Origin of the sequence: Agrobacterium sp. El2ro-1b, assembly GCF_048298475.1 — a bacterium.
GTDB lineage: Bacteria > Pseudomonadota > Alphaproteobacteria > Rhizobiales > Rhizobiaceae > Agrobacterium > Agrobacterium fabrum.
In genome coordinates, this window is the sequence record NZ_CP103459.1 from 224,901 (window position 1) to 240,942 (window position 16,042).

Annotated in this window: 16 protein-coding genes; 3 read left to right on the forward strand and 13 right to left on the reverse strand. The window is 61.0% G+C overall.

Features of this window, described 5'->3' with window-relative positions; genetic code table 11:
* Positions 1-12: 12 nt before the first annotated feature.
* A complete protein-coding gene (choX, locus tag NYR50_RS15335; RefSeq protein ID WP_418137475.1) occupies positions 13-966 on the reverse strand; it encodes a choline ABC transporter substrate-binding protein in 954 nt (317 codons plus the stop codon).
* 94 nt (positions 967-1,060) lie between these two features.
* On the opposite strand from choX, the gene NYR50_RS15340 reads away from it, so the two are divergent.
* Complete coding sequence (locus tag NYR50_RS15340; RefSeq protein ID WP_418137476.1) at positions 1,061-1,957, forward strand: choline sulfate utilization transcriptional regulator; 897 nt, start codon at positions 1,061-1,063, stop codon at positions 1,955-1,957.
* 26 nt (positions 1,958-1,983) lie between these two features.
* Here the strand turns inward: NYR50_RS15340 and NYR50_RS15345 are convergent, their stop codons facing one another.
* The 6 genes from NYR50_RS15345 to NYR50_RS15370 all read right to left on the reverse strand — a co-directional run bounded on the left by NYR50_RS15345 (position 1,984) and on the right by NYR50_RS15370 (position 7,954).
* Positions 1,984-3,435, reverse strand: a complete 1,452-nt coding sequence (locus tag NYR50_RS15345; protein ID WP_418137477.1) for an aldehyde dehydrogenase — start codon at positions 3,433-3,435, stop codon at positions 1,984-1,986.
* Positions 3,436-3,451: 16 nt separating this feature from the next.
* Positions 3,452-4,174, reverse strand: a complete 723-nt coding sequence (locus tag NYR50_RS15350) for an ABC transporter ATP-binding protein (RefSeq protein ID WP_418137478.1) — start codon at positions 4,172-4,174, stop codon at positions 3,452-3,454.
* Entirely contained in the window at positions 4,167-4,895 is a 729-nt protein-coding gene (locus NYR50_RS15355) for an ABC transporter ATP-binding protein (protein WP_149148153.1), read from the reverse strand. The genes NYR50_RS15350 and NYR50_RS15355 overlap by 8 nt, the downstream gene beginning before the upstream one ends.
* Positions 4,892-5,800 (reverse strand): branched-chain amino acid ABC transporter permease, encoded by a 909-nt coding sequence (locus tag NYR50_RS15360; RefSeq protein ID WP_418137479.1) that lies wholly within the window; start codon positions 5,798-5,800, stop codon positions 4,892-4,894. Before NYR50_RS15360 ends, NYR50_RS15355 begins: the two co-directional genes overlap by 4 nt.
* Entirely contained in the window at positions 5,797-6,669 is an 873-nt protein-coding gene (locus NYR50_RS15365; RefSeq protein ID WP_418137480.1) for a branched-chain amino acid ABC transporter permease, read from the reverse strand. The genes NYR50_RS15360 and NYR50_RS15365 overlap by 4 nt, the downstream gene beginning before the upstream one ends.
* 70 nt (positions 6,670-6,739) lie before the next feature.
* Positions 6,740-7,954: an amino acid ABC transporter substrate-binding protein gene (locus NYR50_RS15370; protein ID WP_418137481.1), complete on the reverse strand. Its 1,215-nt coding sequence runs from the start codon at positions 7,952-7,954 to the stop codon at positions 6,740-6,742.
* 134 nt (positions 7,955-8,088) lie between these two features.
* Here NYR50_RS15370 and NYR50_RS15375 point away from each other — a divergent pair, with 134 nt between their 5' ends.
* Complete coding sequence (locus NYR50_RS15375; RefSeq protein ID WP_418137482.1) at positions 8,089-8,961, forward strand: helix-turn-helix transcriptional regulator; 873 nt, start codon at positions 8,089-8,091, stop codon at positions 8,959-8,961.
* Positions 8,962-8,980: 19 nt separating this feature from the next.
* Here the strand turns inward: NYR50_RS15375 and NYR50_RS15380 are convergent, their stop codons facing one another.
* From NYR50_RS15380 to NYR50_RS15405, 6 genes are all read right to left on the reverse strand, one after another.
* On the reverse strand, positions 8,981-9,280 hold the full coding sequence (locus NYR50_RS15380; protein WP_035264270.1) for a HigA family addiction module antitoxin: 300 nt from the start codon (positions 9,278-9,280) through the stop codon (positions 8,981-8,983).
* A 56-nt stretch (positions 9,281-9,336) separates the two neighbouring features.
* Positions 9,337-9,618, reverse strand: a complete 282-nt coding sequence (locus tag NYR50_RS15385) for a type II toxin-antitoxin system RelE/ParE family toxin (protein WP_418137483.1) — start codon at positions 9,616-9,618, stop codon at positions 9,337-9,339.
* Between the two features lie 78 nt (positions 9,619-9,696).
* Entirely contained in the window at positions 9,697-10,503 is an 807-nt protein-coding gene (locus NYR50_RS15390; RefSeq protein ID WP_418137484.1) for an ABC transporter ATP-binding protein, read from the reverse strand.
* A complete protein-coding gene (locus NYR50_RS15395) occupies positions 10,500-11,540 on the reverse strand; it encodes a FecCD family ABC transporter permease (protein WP_418137485.1) in 1,041 nt (346 codons plus the stop codon). The genes NYR50_RS15390 and NYR50_RS15395 overlap by 4 nt, the downstream gene beginning before the upstream one ends.
* Entirely contained in the window at positions 11,537-12,580 is a 1,044-nt protein-coding gene (locus NYR50_RS15400) for a FecCD family ABC transporter permease (RefSeq protein ID WP_418137486.1), read from the reverse strand. Before NYR50_RS15400 ends, NYR50_RS15395 begins: the two co-directional genes overlap by 4 nt.
* The gene (locus tag NYR50_RS15405; RefSeq protein ID WP_418137487.1) at positions 12,577-13,587 is read right to left on the reverse strand and encodes an iron-siderophore ABC transporter substrate-binding protein; all 1,011 of its coding nucleotides are present in this window, start codon (positions 13,585-13,587) and stop codon (positions 12,577-12,579) included. The genes NYR50_RS15400 and NYR50_RS15405 overlap by 4 nt, the downstream gene beginning before the upstream one ends.
* Positions 13,588-13,808: 221 nt before the next feature.
* Between NYR50_RS15405 and NYR50_RS15410 the strand changes: the two genes are divergently transcribed.
* Positions 13,809-15,929, forward strand: a complete 2,121-nt coding sequence (locus tag NYR50_RS15410) for a TonB-dependent siderophore receptor (RefSeq protein ID WP_418137488.1) — start codon at positions 13,809-13,811, stop codon at positions 15,927-15,929.
* Positions 15,930-16,042: the final 113 nt, after the last annotated feature.

Below are 16,042 nucleotides of genomic sequence, written 5' to 3' on the forward strand. Positions count from 1 at the left end.
CGACTTTCCGGCTTAGAGACCAAGCTTGCCCTTGACGGCGTCCGCACCCGGCTTGCCATCCAGCGTGGTAACGCCCTGCAGCCAGCCATCCAGCGCTTTCGGATTGGCTTTCAGCCAGGCCGCTGCCGCCGCCTTGGAATCCTCGCCACCGAGAATGGAACCCATAAGGCTGTTTTCCATGCCGATATCGAATTTCAGGTTCTTGAAGAGCGTCGCCGCATTCGGGCATTGCTGCGGCCAGCCGGTGCGGGCGAGCGTATAGACTTCCGCGCCGCCGAAATTCGGGCCGAAATAGGCGTCACCGCCGGAGAGATAGGCGATATCGATCTTCTCGTTCATCGGGTGTGGCGCCCAGGCGAGGAAAACCACCGCCTTCTTGTCCCTGCCCGCCCGTTCCACCTGCGCCAGCATCGCCTGCTCGCCGGATTCAACGAGCTGCCAGCCCTTGAGGCCGAAATCATTGGCGTCGATGATCTTCTGGATATTCTGGTTGGCGGGCGCACCCGGCTCGATGCCGTAAATCTTGCTTTCGAATTCATCGGCGTGTTTGGCGAGATCGGCGAAATCCTTGACGCCCTTTTCCGCCATATAGGCCGGCACTGCCAGCGTGAACTTGGCGCCCTCTAGGTTCTTCGTAATCACCTCGGCCGCCTTGGCGGCGTTCAGATCATCCACGAAGGATTTCTGCGCTGGCATCCAGTTGCCGAGAAAGACGTCAATCTCGCCGTTCTTCATCGCCTGATAGCCGATCGGCACCGACAGCGTCTTGACGTCTGCCTCATACCCCAGCGCATCAAGCAGCACGGCGGCGACGCCATTGGTGGCGGTGATGTCGGTCCAGCCGGGATCGCTAAGGCGGATCGTCTTGCAGGCCGCGTCGTCGGCCGCCTGAAGCGGGGTGGAGAAGGCGGCCACGGACAGAATGAGACCGGCGGCGATGCGATGCAGATGAGAAATGGTTTTCATTGCGGCTCCCCTTTTATCAATCCAGTTTATTGAACACCACGTTGCTTTTGCCTGTGAAGCGGGTATTTTTCGATGGTTGATATAAGGAATTTTAATGTCAGACCGACCGCTCGATCTGGGATGGATGCGCATTTTCACCGAGGTTGCCCGCCGTGGTAGCCTGACGGCAGCGGCTGCATCCCTGCGACTGACCCAGCCGGCGGTCAGCTATCAGATGCGCCGGCTGGAGGATGAGCTCGGCGTCGCGCTCATTCGCCGCAAACATCGCGGCATCGAACTGACGGCCGAGGGACAAAGACTATTCGAGATCGTTTCACGCAATGTCGACGCCATCGACCTTTTGGCGCAGCAGCTTCGCCGGACGGAAGAGCGACAGACCATCCGCCTGCATACGGACTACGCCTTTTCGTCTCTCTGGCTCATCCCGCGCATGCATGGTTTTCGCGTCCTCAACCCGGATATCAACATCCAGATCGTCGCCACGCAGGACCCGATGGCGCAAGGCAAACACGATAGCGACGTGATGATCATTTTCGGTACGCGGCAGGAAGCGGGCGACGGAGCAGTCTTGCTGCTTTCGGAAAAGGTGACGCCGGTCTGCTCACCCGCCCTTCTGGCTGAAACGCCGGCACCCGCGACCATCGCGGATTTTTCGCGGCGCAAGCTCATTCATCTCGAAAATACCTCGCAGGCGCACTGGTTCGACTGGGCGGCCTATTTCAAGCATTTCGGCGTGCAGAGAGGCGCCGAGCATGATGGCGGCGATATCAGCTTCAACAATTACACCATGGTGGTGCAGGCAACCATCGGCGAACAGGGTTTTGCGCTCGGCTGGGCCGGGCTTGTCGATCCCCTGCTTGAGGCGGGCGTGCTGGTGACGGCGGGTCCGAGCCTTGATGCTCCGGGCCGCGGTTACTGGCTGATGCGTCCCAAGAACAGCGACAATGCGGTGAGAAAACTCACCTCCTGGCTGATCGACGAGCGGCGATGAGGCCGCCCGCCAAGGCATCAGGACGTTCAGATGGGGTAATGCAACGGCCCGTCCTGCAGGGTGACCCAACGCAACTCGGTGAATTCGGCAATGCCCGCCGCGCCGCCGAAACGGCCATAACCGGAAGCCTTGACCCCGCCGAAGGGCATCTGCGCCTCATCGTGAACGGTCGGGCCGTTGACGTGGCAAATGCCGCTTTCGATGCGCGCGGCAACGGAAAGCGCCCGCGCCTGATCCCTGCCGAAAACGGCGGCGGAAAGACCGAATTCGCTTTCATTGGCGATGCTCACGGCCTCATCGATGCTGCCGGCCCGGATGATGGATACGACCGGGCCGAAGCTCTCTTCCGAATAAAGCCGCATGGCCGGCGTGACGCCATCGACGGCGATCGCATCAAGCATCGTGCCATCGCCACCGCCACCGGCAACCCGCCTTGCACCCTTGGAGACGGCATCATCCACCAGCGCCCGGATACGCGAGGCTGCTTCGGCACTGACCAGTGAGCCGAGCGGTGTCTTGCCCTCGCGCGGATCGCCCGCCGTCAGGCTGGCGGCCTTTTTCGCGAAAGCGTCGACGAATGTATCGGCAATGCTGTCAAGCACGATGATACGCTCGGTCGACATGCAGATCTGCCCCTGGTTCATGTAGGCGCCGAACGCAGCGGCAGAGACCGCCGCGTCGATATCGGCATCGTCAAGCACGATGAAGGGCGCCTTGCCGCCAAGCTCCAGCAGGGCGGGTTTGAGGTAACGGCCCGCCGTTTCCGCAATGACGCGGCCGACACGGGTGGAGCCGGTGAAGTTCACCCTTCTGACCGCCGGATGGGCAATCAGCGTTTCAACGATCTTCGCCGCATCTTCCGGCGCGTTGGAAATGGCGTTCAGCACGCCTTTTGGCAGTCCTGCGGAGGCAACCGCCTCGATGATCAGCGCGTGGGTGCACGGGCAAAGTTCCGAGGTCTTCATCACAACCGTATTACCGCAGGCAAGCGGGGTGGCGATGGAGCGCACGCCGAGAATGACCGGCGCGTTCCACGGCGCCATCGACAGCACGACCCCTGCCGGCTGGCGGAGCGCCATGGCCATGGTTCCCGGGCGGTTGGATGGGATGACCTCCCCCTTGATCTGCGTGGTGAGACTGGCCGCCTCCACCAGCATATCGCTTGCCAGTTTGACGTTGAAACCGGCCCAGGCGTCGGTTGCGCCGATTTCTTCCTTCATCGCCTGGGTAATATCAGGCCCTGCGGCCAGAAGCGCCTGCGCAGCGGCCAGAAGGACGCGACGGCGTTCACCGGGCGGCGTTGCCGACCAGACCGGGAAAGCGGCCGCCGCGGCATCGGCCGCGCGGGTAGCGTCATCCACCGTTGCCGCCGCAGCACTCGTCGCCAGGTCGCCGGTAATGGGGTTGCTGCGTTCGAAGCGCTTGCCGCTTGTGGCCGGGCAATGGTCGCCACCGATGAAAAGATTGACAGTCTGCATGATCTTCCTCCTGAATTCAGACTATGGCGGCGGTGGTGCCGCCAAGAAATGCCCGTTGCACGGCGGGATCGGCGGACAGGGCTTCAGCCGTGCCTGCCCCGACAATCCGTCCTGCTTCCAGCAAATAACCGCGATCGGCAAGCGCGAGGCTTTCGCGCACATTCTGCTCCACGAGCAGAATGGAAAGGCCGCTTTTCTTGATCTCCGCCAAAGCGGCAAAAAGTTCCTGTGTAAGGATGGGCGCAAGGCCAAGGCTCGGCTCGTCCAGCAGCAGATAATCTGGTGCCGACATCAACGCGCGGCCGATGGCGACCATCTGCTGCTCGCCGCCGGACATGGTGCCGGCAAGCTGCTGCCGCCGCTCCGCAAGCCGCGGAAACAGCGAAAAAATATGCTCTCTTGTCGTCTTTTCCGCTGAACGGGCATGGCGGGGATTGGCTCCGAGACGGAGATTGTCTTCCACCGTCAAGGCCGCGAAAATTCCGCGCCCCTCCGGCACCAGCGCCACACCCCGCTCCACGATCTGATGGGCTGGAACATCGGCAAGCGACGCGCCATTGACGCGTACGTCGCCGGCGGCTGCCGCAACCATGCCGCCGACCGCCTTCAACAGCGACGACTTGCCGGCTCCATTGGCACCGAGCAGCACCACCGTTTCCCCCTTGGCGACATTCAGCGATATGCCGTCAACCGCGAGATGTTTGCCGTAGCGGATTGTCAGTGCGTCTATTTCAAGCATGTGCCGCTCCCAGATAGGCGGAAATGACGTGCGGATCGTCAAGCACCCTTGCCGTTGGCCCGTCGGCAATCTTGCGACCGGCCGCCATGACCACCGAGCGCGAACAAAGGGCGCGCACGGCGGCCATGATATGTTCCACCAGCAAGATCGTCGTACCCTCCGATGCCAGCCGCCGGATCAACGCTATTCCCTCCTGAAGTTCGGTGGGATTGAGGCCCGCGAGCCATTCATCCAGCAACAGAAGCTTCGGTTCACCCGCCAGCGCACGCGCCAGTTCAAGGCGTTTCTGGTCGATATAGGTGAGATCGCCAGCCGGCATCGTCTCCCGCCCGGCAAGACCAATCCTTTCAAGGCAGGCGCGCGCAACCTTCTCCGCCTCGGGACGCGAAAGCCGTTGCGGGCCGAACATGGCCGATACGGCAACGTTTTCGAGCAAGGAAAGCGACGGCAAAAGCCGCACGAGCTGAAAGGTGCGCGCCACGCCAGCGCGCGCAATCACATCCGGCCGTCTGCCCGCAATCTCCTGCCCTTTGAGCCGGATAGACCCTTCGGTCGGCTTCAGCGCCCCGGAGATCAGGTTCATCAGCGTCGTCTTGCCGGAACCGTTCGGCCCGAGCAGCCCGACGACCTCGCCGGCCTCGATGGTAAGACCAAGGCCATCCACCGCCTTCAGCCCGCCGAAAGTCTTGCGGATATCGGTGATTTCGAGAACGGCGCTCATGCGGCTTCCTCCTTTTTGCGCAACTTTTCGAGCGCTGCGAGCACGCCCTCCGGCAGCACGAAGACGATGAGGATGAAGAGAGCGCCGAGAATGATGGAAAAATGATTGGGGAAGTTGGCACCCAGCCACTCGAACAGCAAGAACAGCGGCACCGCACCGAGGATCGGTCCCCAGCGGCGTGTGGCTCCGCCAAGCAGTGCCATGATGACGGTGAGGAACGAGACCTGCGGGTTAAAGACGATGGCTGGCTCGATATAGACCCAGCGCGGGGCCTGAATGGCGCCGACAAGCGTGATGATCGTGGCCGACAGCACGAAAAGCGTCAACTTGGTGCGTGCGAGATTAATGCCGGCATGGGCGGCCACAACCTCGTCGTCGCCGATTGCCTTCAGCGCCAGTCCGAGCTTGCTGCGGTCGATGAGGATCGACAGCAGAATTGTGACGACAGCCAGCGCCAGTAATTGCCAGAGCACATGCTGTGGCTCCAGCGGCAGGAAGATATAGCGGCCGAGCGTGCCGGTCACATTCACCTCGTACCAGGTAATGAGCTGGCGGATGAGTTCGGCAAGACCGAAGGAAAAGATCACGAAATAAATGCCGGCGACGCGCAGCGTGGAAAGCCCGACGACGAGCGCCAGCGCCGCGCCGACAAGGGCCGCACTCAGGAGGACGAGCGGCCATGGCAAAACTTCGCTCAGTACCGCGACCGTATAGGCCCCGACACCGAAGAATGCGACGGTGGCGAGCGAAATATACCGCGTCGGGCCGGAGAACATCGCCCAGGCGGAGGCGAGCGTCGCATAACCCAGCAGGCCGATGACGACGCCCACACCATAGGCATCGAAAAAGAAGGGCGAAAGCGCCAGCAGCGCGGCTGCGGCAAGGCCGATGAGAAGCGGGATCATTTGCCCCTCCTTGCGAAAATGCCTTCCGGACGCCAGAGCAGCACCACAAGGAAAAGCAGATAGGTGGCGGCAAGCGTGAGGCCGGGATCGACGTAAACGAGCACGAAGGTCTCCACGAGGCCAAGCATCAAGCCGGCAACCAGCGCGCCGAGCAGATTGCCAACACCGCCCATGATGACGACGACAAGTGCCTTCATGGTGAAGACCACGCCATAGGAGGCGGAGAAAGTCTGATACATAGAGATCATCACCCCGCCTGCCACGGCGAGTGCGCCGCCAAGCGCAAAACCGATCGAGGCCACGCGGTTCACATCGATGCCGACCAGCGGAGCCGACCTCGGCGCCAGCGCAACCGCCCGCAGGTTGAGGCCCCAGCGGCTGTGGGTGAGCGCCAGATAAAGCCCGCCACCGATTGCGACCGACAGGCCGAAGGACAAGAGCCGGTTCAACGCCACTGTCGTGCCGAAGACGTCGACGCCATCGGAGAGATAGGAATAGGAATGGTAGTTGCCGCCGAACGCCACCAGCATGATGCCCTGGATAACGAAGAGCAGCCCGAAGGTCGCCAGAATGGAATCGACTTCCAGACGGCCAGAGCCGCCCAAACGGCGCACCAGCGGCCGCATCATGACCCGATAGATGACGAAAGACAGGGCGTAACCGAGCGGAACGATGATGAAAAGCGACCAGAGCGGCGACAGGCCATAGGCGGAAAACAGCACGAAGGTGATGAAGGCAGCCGCAATCAGCACTTCGCCATAGGCAAGGTTCATGATGCGGGCGATGCCATATTGCAGCGAAAGTCCAAGCGCGATCAGCGCATAGGTCCCTCCCAGCATCAAACCGAAGATGAGGGTGGATAAAAACAAGGGAATGTCTCCAGTATGGAACATGGCCGAAGCCTGCCGGCCGGGGTTTACGGCCCCGGCCGGCAAAGGCTCACCATTGCGGCTTCGGAATGACCGGCTTCGCCGCCCCCGCGCGGTCTGCCGGCGCAATCGCCACGAAACGGTCACCCTGCCATTGCCCCGCCCACCAGAGTTGGCGGAGCTGGTTGTCTTCAAGCTTGACCGGGCCGATGACGGTCTCGAAGCTTCCCGTCGAAAGCTCATTCGCCACCGCCGCCTTATCAAGGCCGACGCGCTGGATGGACTGGGCAAGCATTTCGAGGCTCGCATAGGTGATGGCGCTTGCCCAGCTGTCCGGCTTGGCGCCGAGGAAGGCTTCGTGGCGCTTGAAATAATCCTCGATCTTGTCGCTGCTGCCATCGACCCCGCCGATGCTGATCACGCCTTCCTGCTTGCCATCGGAGACCTTCGGGAAAATCGGGAACGCACCGCCGACACCGACATAAAGGACCTTCGGGTTGAATCGCGCGGTCTGCGCCTGTTTCGTCACCGCGAAACTGTCGGGCGGATAGGAAAAGGCGATGAAGCTGTCGGCGCCGCTCGCCGCCGCCTCATTCACAAGTGCTGCGAAATCCGAGGTGCCGACCGGATAGGTCTTGTCATAGGCAAGCGTGAAACCTGCGTCCTTCAGCGCCGGCCGCGCAGCCTTGATGAGATCGATGCCGAAACCGTCAGCCACCGAAATCACCGCGACCTTGTCGTTGATCTGGCCGGCATCGCGTGCGGCTTTCAAAACATCGGCCAGTGCATTGGCATAGTCATGGCCGCCGCCCAGCATCCAGAAGCTCTTTTTCCAGCGTGCCGCGAAATCGGGCGCCTTGTCGGTGACACCAGTCACCGCAAGCTGCGGATAACCGAAACGGTCGTAGAGCGGAGCGACGGCCAGATTGAAGCCCGTTCCCCAGGGCGGCAGAATGAAATCGACCTTGTCCTGGCTCGCCAGACGCTCAGTGAACCGCACCGCATCCTCGGCCGAGGAACGGTCGTCATATTCCACCACTTCCACCGGCAGGCGCTTGCCATCCGGCAGGGTGAGGCCGCCGGCATCGTTGACCTCCTTCACCCATAATTTGTAGTTGGGAATGGTGGTAATTCCGGCGCCCGTGGCGTTGGCGCCGCTTTTTGAGACGGCATAACCGATCTTCACCGAGATGCGGTCCTGCGCATTGGCGTCACCGAAAAATACCGCCGACAGGGCAGCACTGGAGAGCAGGCAGAACAGCGTTCTGCGCTTCAGACTATTCATGATGTTCCTCCCAAAGCGCGTTGTCGGGGTTGCCGTTCTCCTCATGGCTTTCCCCTGCGCTGATCGAAGTTTAGCAATGACAGCCGCATAAAAAATGCACTAATGTGGCGCATTATTGTACTTTTGGAGGTCGAATGCCGCTGCACAGCCAGATTGCCGGCAATCGCGTGGAGATCACGGCGCGCACCCTCGCCTCGACGCTGCGCATATCCGAGTTCCGGCTGGAATCGGATAGCGCCCATCTCCTTCTCCTGTCCGCCGGGGAAGCGGAAATCATACAGGGTGAAAAGACGCTGCCTGTCCCGGCACCGGGGCTGATCTGGCTGCCCATCGGTCCTAACGGCCGCCTACGGCTGAATGCCGGAAGCCGTGGATCGCTGCTTAAGACGACGGAAATCGGGCTTGCCCATGCGATGCCCACCGGCACGAGCGCAAGCGCTGTTCGCAATATATTGCAACGTGTTCTGACGCAGACGCCGGCGGAGAAGGACCGGCAGGAACTGGCGGGTTATCTTGAGACCATCGCCAGCGAAAATGTCCGCGCGACAACCGGCTCAGACACGATCATCACCAGCCTCCTCTCCGTCACCCTCATTCGCATATGCCAGCACGCCATCGCCGATATTGCCGCAGCCGTCTCCACGCCTAGCAGCCTCACCGAGCGTTTTGTGCTGCTGGTCAGCCAGCACAAACGTGATCAATGGGGCGTGGAAGACTATGCAAGGCAACTCGGCGTCAATCGCGAACGGCTGGGATTTGCGGTGCGCAAGGCGACGGGGCTTTCGCCGCAGGCCTATATTCACCGGGAACTGCTGTCCGAAGCGCGCGACCTTCTTGTGAACTCATCGCTGCAAGTCGCTGAAATCGCATTCCGATTGGGCTTTCAGGACCCTGGCTACTTCAACCGCTTTTTCACTCGCAACGAGGGCACGTCTCCCGGCCGTTTCAGGAGAACGGCAACGCGAATGCAGAAGGTTCCGCCGCCATCTTATGCGGCCTGGCCGTGACCTGACAGGCGGCTGAGAATTAAGCCGCTTCCAGTTCTTTGATATTGGCAAGGTCTGCTTCCAGCCTCGCAGCCGCCGCCTTAATGTCAAAGGCGTTCTGCAAGTTCAGCCAATATTCCGGTGTGGTCTTGAAAAATTTTGCCAGGCGCAAGGCGGTGTCGGCGGTGATACCGAGTTTCTCTCCCGCAATGCGTTCTATGCGGGTGCGCGGAATATTGAGGTGCCTTGCAAGAGCGTAAGCAGACATCCCCAGCGGCTCAAGATAGAGTTCACGCAGGATTTCGCCCGGATGGATCGGAGGCGATTTACTGATTGTCATGCTCGCTGGCCCTCCTTGGCAGATTTGTCATGAGCCTCTCCACAAAAAATGCCAGACTAGTGATAGTCGGTTATTTCCACGTTTTCCGGCCCTGCTTCCGTCCAGACGAAGCAGATGGGCCACTGCTTGTTGATCCGGATCGAATATTGGCCTTCACGGTCGCCGGACCGCTTTTCCAAACGGTTACCGGGCGGTGACCGAAGGTCTTCTACCGTGGTCGCCGCGTCCAGGATCGTGAGCAGCTGCTGGGCGCGGCGTACCAGATCGGCGGGAAAGCCCTTCTTCATAGATCCGTCGTCAATCGACGCAGTCAGCTTGTTTTTGAAAGAGCGGATCATTGCTGGCCTCGCGATGTTGGTATCATAAACCGATACGCACGGAAGTCAACAGAACCGTATCTCAAAGAGATACAGCTATTACCACCCCGCCACCGTTCGACGCCTCCCGATTGGCAGCATCATCGGCTTGCCCGAGGTCGGATCTTCGATGACCCGGCTTTCGATGCCGAAGACGTGACGGACATTCTCTTCCGTCAGCACCTCTTCCGGCGTGCCGAACACATGCAGCTTCCCGTCCCTCATGGCAACGAGATGATCGGCATAACGGGCTGCGAGATTGAGGTCGTGCAGCACCATGACGATGGTGGTCTCGCGGGCGTGGTTGAGGTCGGTCAGAAGATCCAGCACCTCGACCTGGTGGCTGATATCGAGGAAGGTGGTCGGTTCATCCAGCAGCAATATGTCTGTCTGCTGAGCGAGCGCCATGGCGATCCAGACGCGTTGCCGTTGGCCGCCGGAAAGCTCGTCCACCGGCCGCTCGGCCAGTTCCACCGTATCGGTGGCGACAAGGGCTGCGGCGACGGCCTCGTCGTCCTGCCGCGACCAGCGGGCGAACAGGCCGTGATGCGGGTGCCGGCCACGGCTGACGAGATCGGCAACCACGATCCCCTCCGGCGCTATCGGCGATTGCGGCAAAAGGCCCATTCGCTGTGCGAGATCGCGGGAGGCAAGACGATGGATCGATTTTCCATCGAGCAGAACCTGACCGGCGCGTGGCGTAATGAGGCGCGACATGCTGCGCAGCAAGGTGGACTTGCCGCAGGCATTGGCGCCGACGATGACGGTGATCTTGCCGCGTGGAACGGTGAGATCCAACCCTTCGATGATGAGGTTTTCACCGTAACCGGCCGACAGGCCGTTCACGGAAAGGGAGTGGCCGGTCATAACGAGCCTCCGCTGCGGTTGACCCGCACGATAAGGTAAATCAGATAGGGCGCACCGAGCGCGCCGGTAACGACGCCGACCGGGTAACGGCCCGGCAACAGGAACTGGCCACAATAATCGCCCACCAGCACCAGCGCCGCCCCAACCAGCGCCGCAGGAAGGAGCAGCGAGCCGTTGCTGCCGACGATGCGCGCCGCAATCGGCCCGGAGAGGAAAGCGACAAACGCGATGGGACCCGAGACCGCCGTTGCAAAAGCGATCATGCCGACTGCGGCGATGATGACGATGATGCGGGTTCGACCCACCCGCACGCCGAGCGCTCCGGCGGCGTCGTCACCCAGTCTCAACGCTTCCAGATCACGCGCCCGGCTGAGAAGCACGCCGCCGAACAGGATGAGCGCGATGAGGAGCGGCAGCAACTGCGCGATTTTCGCGCCGTTGACGCTGCCGGTCAGCCAGCGCATCGCCTCCAGCAATGTCCATGCCGGCGCAACGGAGAGTATATAGGCGATGAAGCTTTCCAGCATGGCTGAAACGCCAATGCCGACGAGGATCAGCCGCGTGCCGGCCACGCCGTTGCGGAAGGACAGGAGATAGACGAGAAGCGCGACGCCAAGACCGGCGGTGACGGCGAAGACCGAGATTAGCGGCCCGCTCATCTGCAAAACGACGATGGCGAAAACGGCTGCCGCACTTGCACCGGAACTGATGCCGATAATATCGGGGCTGGCGAGCGGATTGCGCAGCATGATCTGGAAGGCGACGCCGCCAAGCCCGAAGCTCAGGCCAGCAATAACCGAAAGCAGCGCGCGCGGCAGGCGCAGCTGCCCGACGGTGAAAGTGACGCCGGCAATATCGTCCCCCAGCAGAACGCGGATGACATCGCCGGGCGGCGTGAAGGATTGCCCGAGCATCAGCGTTGTTGCGAAAGCGGCAATCAGGATCACCGACAGGGCGGCGATGACAAGGCGACGTCGGCGCTGACGTGTATGGCGATTGAAGACGAGATTTTCGATGACGGGAGCGGATATGGTCACAATTCACGCACCCTCTGGCGTCTGACAATCCAGATGAAGAAAGGCGCACCGACAAGGGCGGTGACGATGCCGACATCCAGTTCCGACGGCCGCGCCACGATGCGCCCTAAAATATCGGCGGCAAGCAGCAGGCACGCCCCGCCAAGTGCCGAGAACGGCAAAAGCCAGCGATTGTCCACCCCGACGAGCAGGCGGCAAAGATGCGGCACCACCAGCCCGACAAAACCGATCGGCCCGCAAATGGCGGTAGCCGCACCGCAAAGCAGAATGGCACCGAAGGAGGCTACGGCTCGGGCCACCGCAACATTCTCGCCAAGCCCGGCGGCGAGTTCGTCTCCAAGCGCCAGAGAATTCAGCTTGCGCGCCGAAAGCAGGCTGATAATGAAGCCGGCGGCCAGAAAGGGCAGCACGGTCTCGATGCGCTCGAAAGTCGCCCCGCCGACGCCGCCGATCTGCCAGGAACGGATGCCGCCAGCAATATCGCTGCGTGGCAGCACGACGGCGATGACGAGCGAGGAAAAGGCGACGGAGGTGGCAGCACCCGCAAGTGCGAGTTTCAGCGGTGTCGCCCCGCCTCGCCCGAGCGAACCGACAACATAAACGAAAACCGCAGATCCCCCCGCCCCGGCAATCGCAACCATGATGAAGGCCTGCGCCGTGGCGATGCCGAACCAGACAATGCCAATGACGACGGCGAGCGACGCCCCCATGTTCACACCGAGAATGCCGGGATCGGCAAGCGGATTGCGGGTAACGCCCTGCATGATGGCCCCGGCCAGCGCGAGTGCGGCCCCGGAAAGGAGCGCGAGCAGGGTGCGCGGTAGGCGCACCGCAACCGCCGCCTCGGCAACCGTCTCGACACGGCCGCTGAGCCCACCAACAATATCCGCGAAAGAGACGTCACGCGTGCCGATGGCGACGGAGAGAGCACAAAGCAGTGCGAGAAGCGCCAGCACCGCGCCGAGCCAGGCCGTTCGGACGCGGTTGGAGCGGCCGGCGAGCAGCACGGCCGTCGCATTGCCGGGCCCGGAAATTGTCATTGCGATTTCCCGGAAGATTTGTCGGCAGCCTTTGCCAGAAGATCGGCATAGTCCTTCAACACCCACGAAATCGACAGCGGCGTGGGATTGGAGGCGGTGCCAAGCGGATCGCGGCCCAGCATGACGATCGCATCGTTGGCAACGGCTGGCATGCGCGCGAGCAGCGGATCGGCCCGCATGGCATTCAGCAGCGGCTCGCTGCCATAGGTCACGACGATATCGACATCGTCAAAGGCATCCACACGCTCGGCGCTGACGCCGGCGGCGAATTGTCCCGGCTTCGTCGCCTCCAAGACGCTTTTCGGCGAGGCAAGCCCAAGATCGGCGAAAAACTTCACCCTGGTATCGTTGGCCGTATAGAAATTGACGACGCTGAGATTGGTGGCGTCGAGATGGGTGACGAACATCGCCGACCTGCCCTTCAGCTGCGGGTGGACGGCAACGACCTCAGCAATCTCGCCCTCGATGCGTTTGATGAGCGCCTCACCTTCCGCAACCATGCCAAGCCCGGCGCTGTTCAGCCGGATCATCTCGCGCCAGTCCGTTGCCCAGGGAGAAACGGGATAGGCGACGACAGGGGCGATCTGGCTCAGCGTATCGTAGTCGGACCGGCTCAGGCCTGAATAGGCCGCAAGGATAACATCCGGCTGCGTCGCCGCCACGGCCTCGAAATCTATACCGTCACCCTCGTCGAACAGAACAGGCTTTGCCGCGTCGAGTTCGGTGAGCCGCTTTGCCACCCATGGCAGCAGGCCATCGCCGTCATCATCGCCGAAATTGGCCGCCGCAAAACCGACAGGCACGATGCCGAGCGCCAGCGGCACCTCATGGTTGGCCCAGGCGACAGTCGCTACCCGCTGCGGTTTCTTCGCAATCGTGGTCGTGCCGAACGCATGTTTGATGACGATGGGATAGCGGGTTGTCTGCTCCGCCGAGGCCATATTCGGCGCGATCATCGACAGGAAAAGCACAAATACCGGCACGAGGCAGCGGAACGGGCAAAGCATTGGCGAGCTCTCAAAAGTTCAAAAGTGGACTTGAACTCTCAGCTTCAATTGCCCCCGTCAAGCCCAGGCAGGAAATGGCGTCGCAACAGCGGTGAAATTTCCGGGGTTTTGTACAAAACCGCAAAAAGTTACAATACCGGACAAACTTTCTCAAGTTATTGGGCGCTTCGAGAGTGGGCCGTGCAAGCGGCGATCGGGGCATCAAGGTCTGGAACATACCAATGAATATCGAAACCGAAGGCAGACACCGCAAAACCGCGCGACGTCATTATCAGGATGCGGCGCTGCTTGCCTGCACGGCGCTTGTCGCTACCCTGCCCGGCTCCCTGCTGGCGCAGGAAGCTGCCAATACGGGCGGCAGCACGGTTCTGGAGCGCATCACCATCGAAAGCGGCGACAATGACCAGAAGTCCATTGTCGCCACCCGCACGACGAGCGGCAGCAAGATGGCGACCGATATTCTCGACACACCGGCCTCCGTTTCCGTCATCACCGCCAGGGAAATGCAGCAGCGCGGCGTCCAGAGCGTGGAAGAGGCGCTGCAATATACCGCTGGCGTGACCACAGATTTTTACGGCTCCGACGACCGGTTCGACTATTTCAAGATTCGCGGTTTCGACGCCTATACCTATCGCGACGGGTTGACGCTTGGCCGTCCCTTCGGCGCGCTGCGCGAAGAAACCTATGCCTATGAGCGCGTGGAAGTGCTGAAGGGCGGCAATTCCACCACCTTTGGCGTCTCGGATCCCGGCGGCTCGGTGAATTATTCCACCAAGGTGCCGAAACGCACCCGTTTCGGTGAAGCCTATGTCACCGGCGGCTCCTATGGCCGCGCCGAAACCGGCTTTGACTTTGGCGACAATATCACCAGCGACGACACGCTGTCCTATCGTCTGACCGGCAAGCTCAGAAATGCCGATGCGGAATATGACTATTCCCGCGACGACGAGAAATTCTTCATGGGCGGCCTGACTTGGCGTCCCACGGACGTTACCAGCCTTACCGTGGTTTACGATCATCTCAACAAGGATGGCGTTCCCGGCGGAGGCGGCCATCCCGTCGGCTCGCATTTCGACCGGAGCCGCTTCTTCGGCGAACCGGACTACAATTATCGCGGCACGAACCGCAATTCGCTGAGCGTGATGTTCGACCACGATTTCGGCTCGGGTCTGACCCTGAGTTCCAATGCGCGCTACAGCAAAGCGAATACGGACTTCGGTTACGCCTATATCTCGTCGACACCGACCAACGGTTCGACCATTGCCAACCGGTCCTATTTCGGAAACGACACCGAGACCGAAAACTTCCTGATCGACACACGCCTGCAATATGACACGCGGTTTGAGAATGTCGAAAGCCGCAGCCTCGTCGGCGTCTTCTACAATGACTACACCTCCGGCAGCAAAAGCTACTTCGGTGCTGCGCCGAGCATCAACTGGATGAGCCCGGTCTATACCGGCGCACCCGCGTCCGTGCCGCTCTATGCCGACTCCCTGACGGACCAGAAGACCAAGGCGATCTATCTCCAGCAGGACTTCACCTTCTTCGACAGGTTGATCGTCAGCGCCGGCCTGCGCAACGACTGGATCGACACCGAGCAGACCAATCGGCTGAATGGCACGAAGGCAAGCGGCGACATCAGCGAACTGACCAAGCGCATCGGCGTGTCATACAAGATCACCAACGAAATCGCGCCTTATATCAGCTATGCCGAATCGGTAGTGCCCGCATCCGGCCTGACGGTAGAGTCCGAACGCGGCGAGCAGATCGAACTCGGCGTGAAATACCGGCCGGACGCTTTCCCGGCCCTGTTCACCGCCTCGATCTACGATCTGAAGAAAAACAACATCACCGTCACCAGCCCGATCACGAGCCTGCCCACGACCATCGGCGAGGTGCGCGTGCGCGGTCTCGATCTCGAAGCCAAGGCGGAAGTGACCGACAATCTCAGCCTGACGGCGGCCTATTCCTATCTCGACGCGGAAATCACGGAAAACGGTACCGGCGGCAATGTCGGCAACCGGCCGCAATTCGTGCCAGAGCATCAGGCCTCGCTGTGGGTCAATTATACGCTTGCAGGCAACGACCATTTCGGCGACATGACCTTCGGTCTCGGCGGCCGCTACACCGGCGCCTATTATTTCGACAATGCCAACAAGGTCGAAACCGGAAGCAGCGTGACCGTGGATGCCGCGTTCAGCTACAAGATTCAGGAAACCGCCTCGCTGGACGTCAATGTTTCCAACATCTTCAACGAAAAACACGTCTCTTATGGCGGGTTCGGCGCTGACTTTTATAATCCCGGTCGGGCGTTTTCCGTGACCTTGCGAAAAACGTGGTAAAAATCGATATAAGCAATATTTTTCAAAATATTGCTTATATTTCCTAACGCATCATGTCATCCTTAAGTTTATCCCGAGGATCTGACGAGCCCGCATCAAGACACCGATCTCGT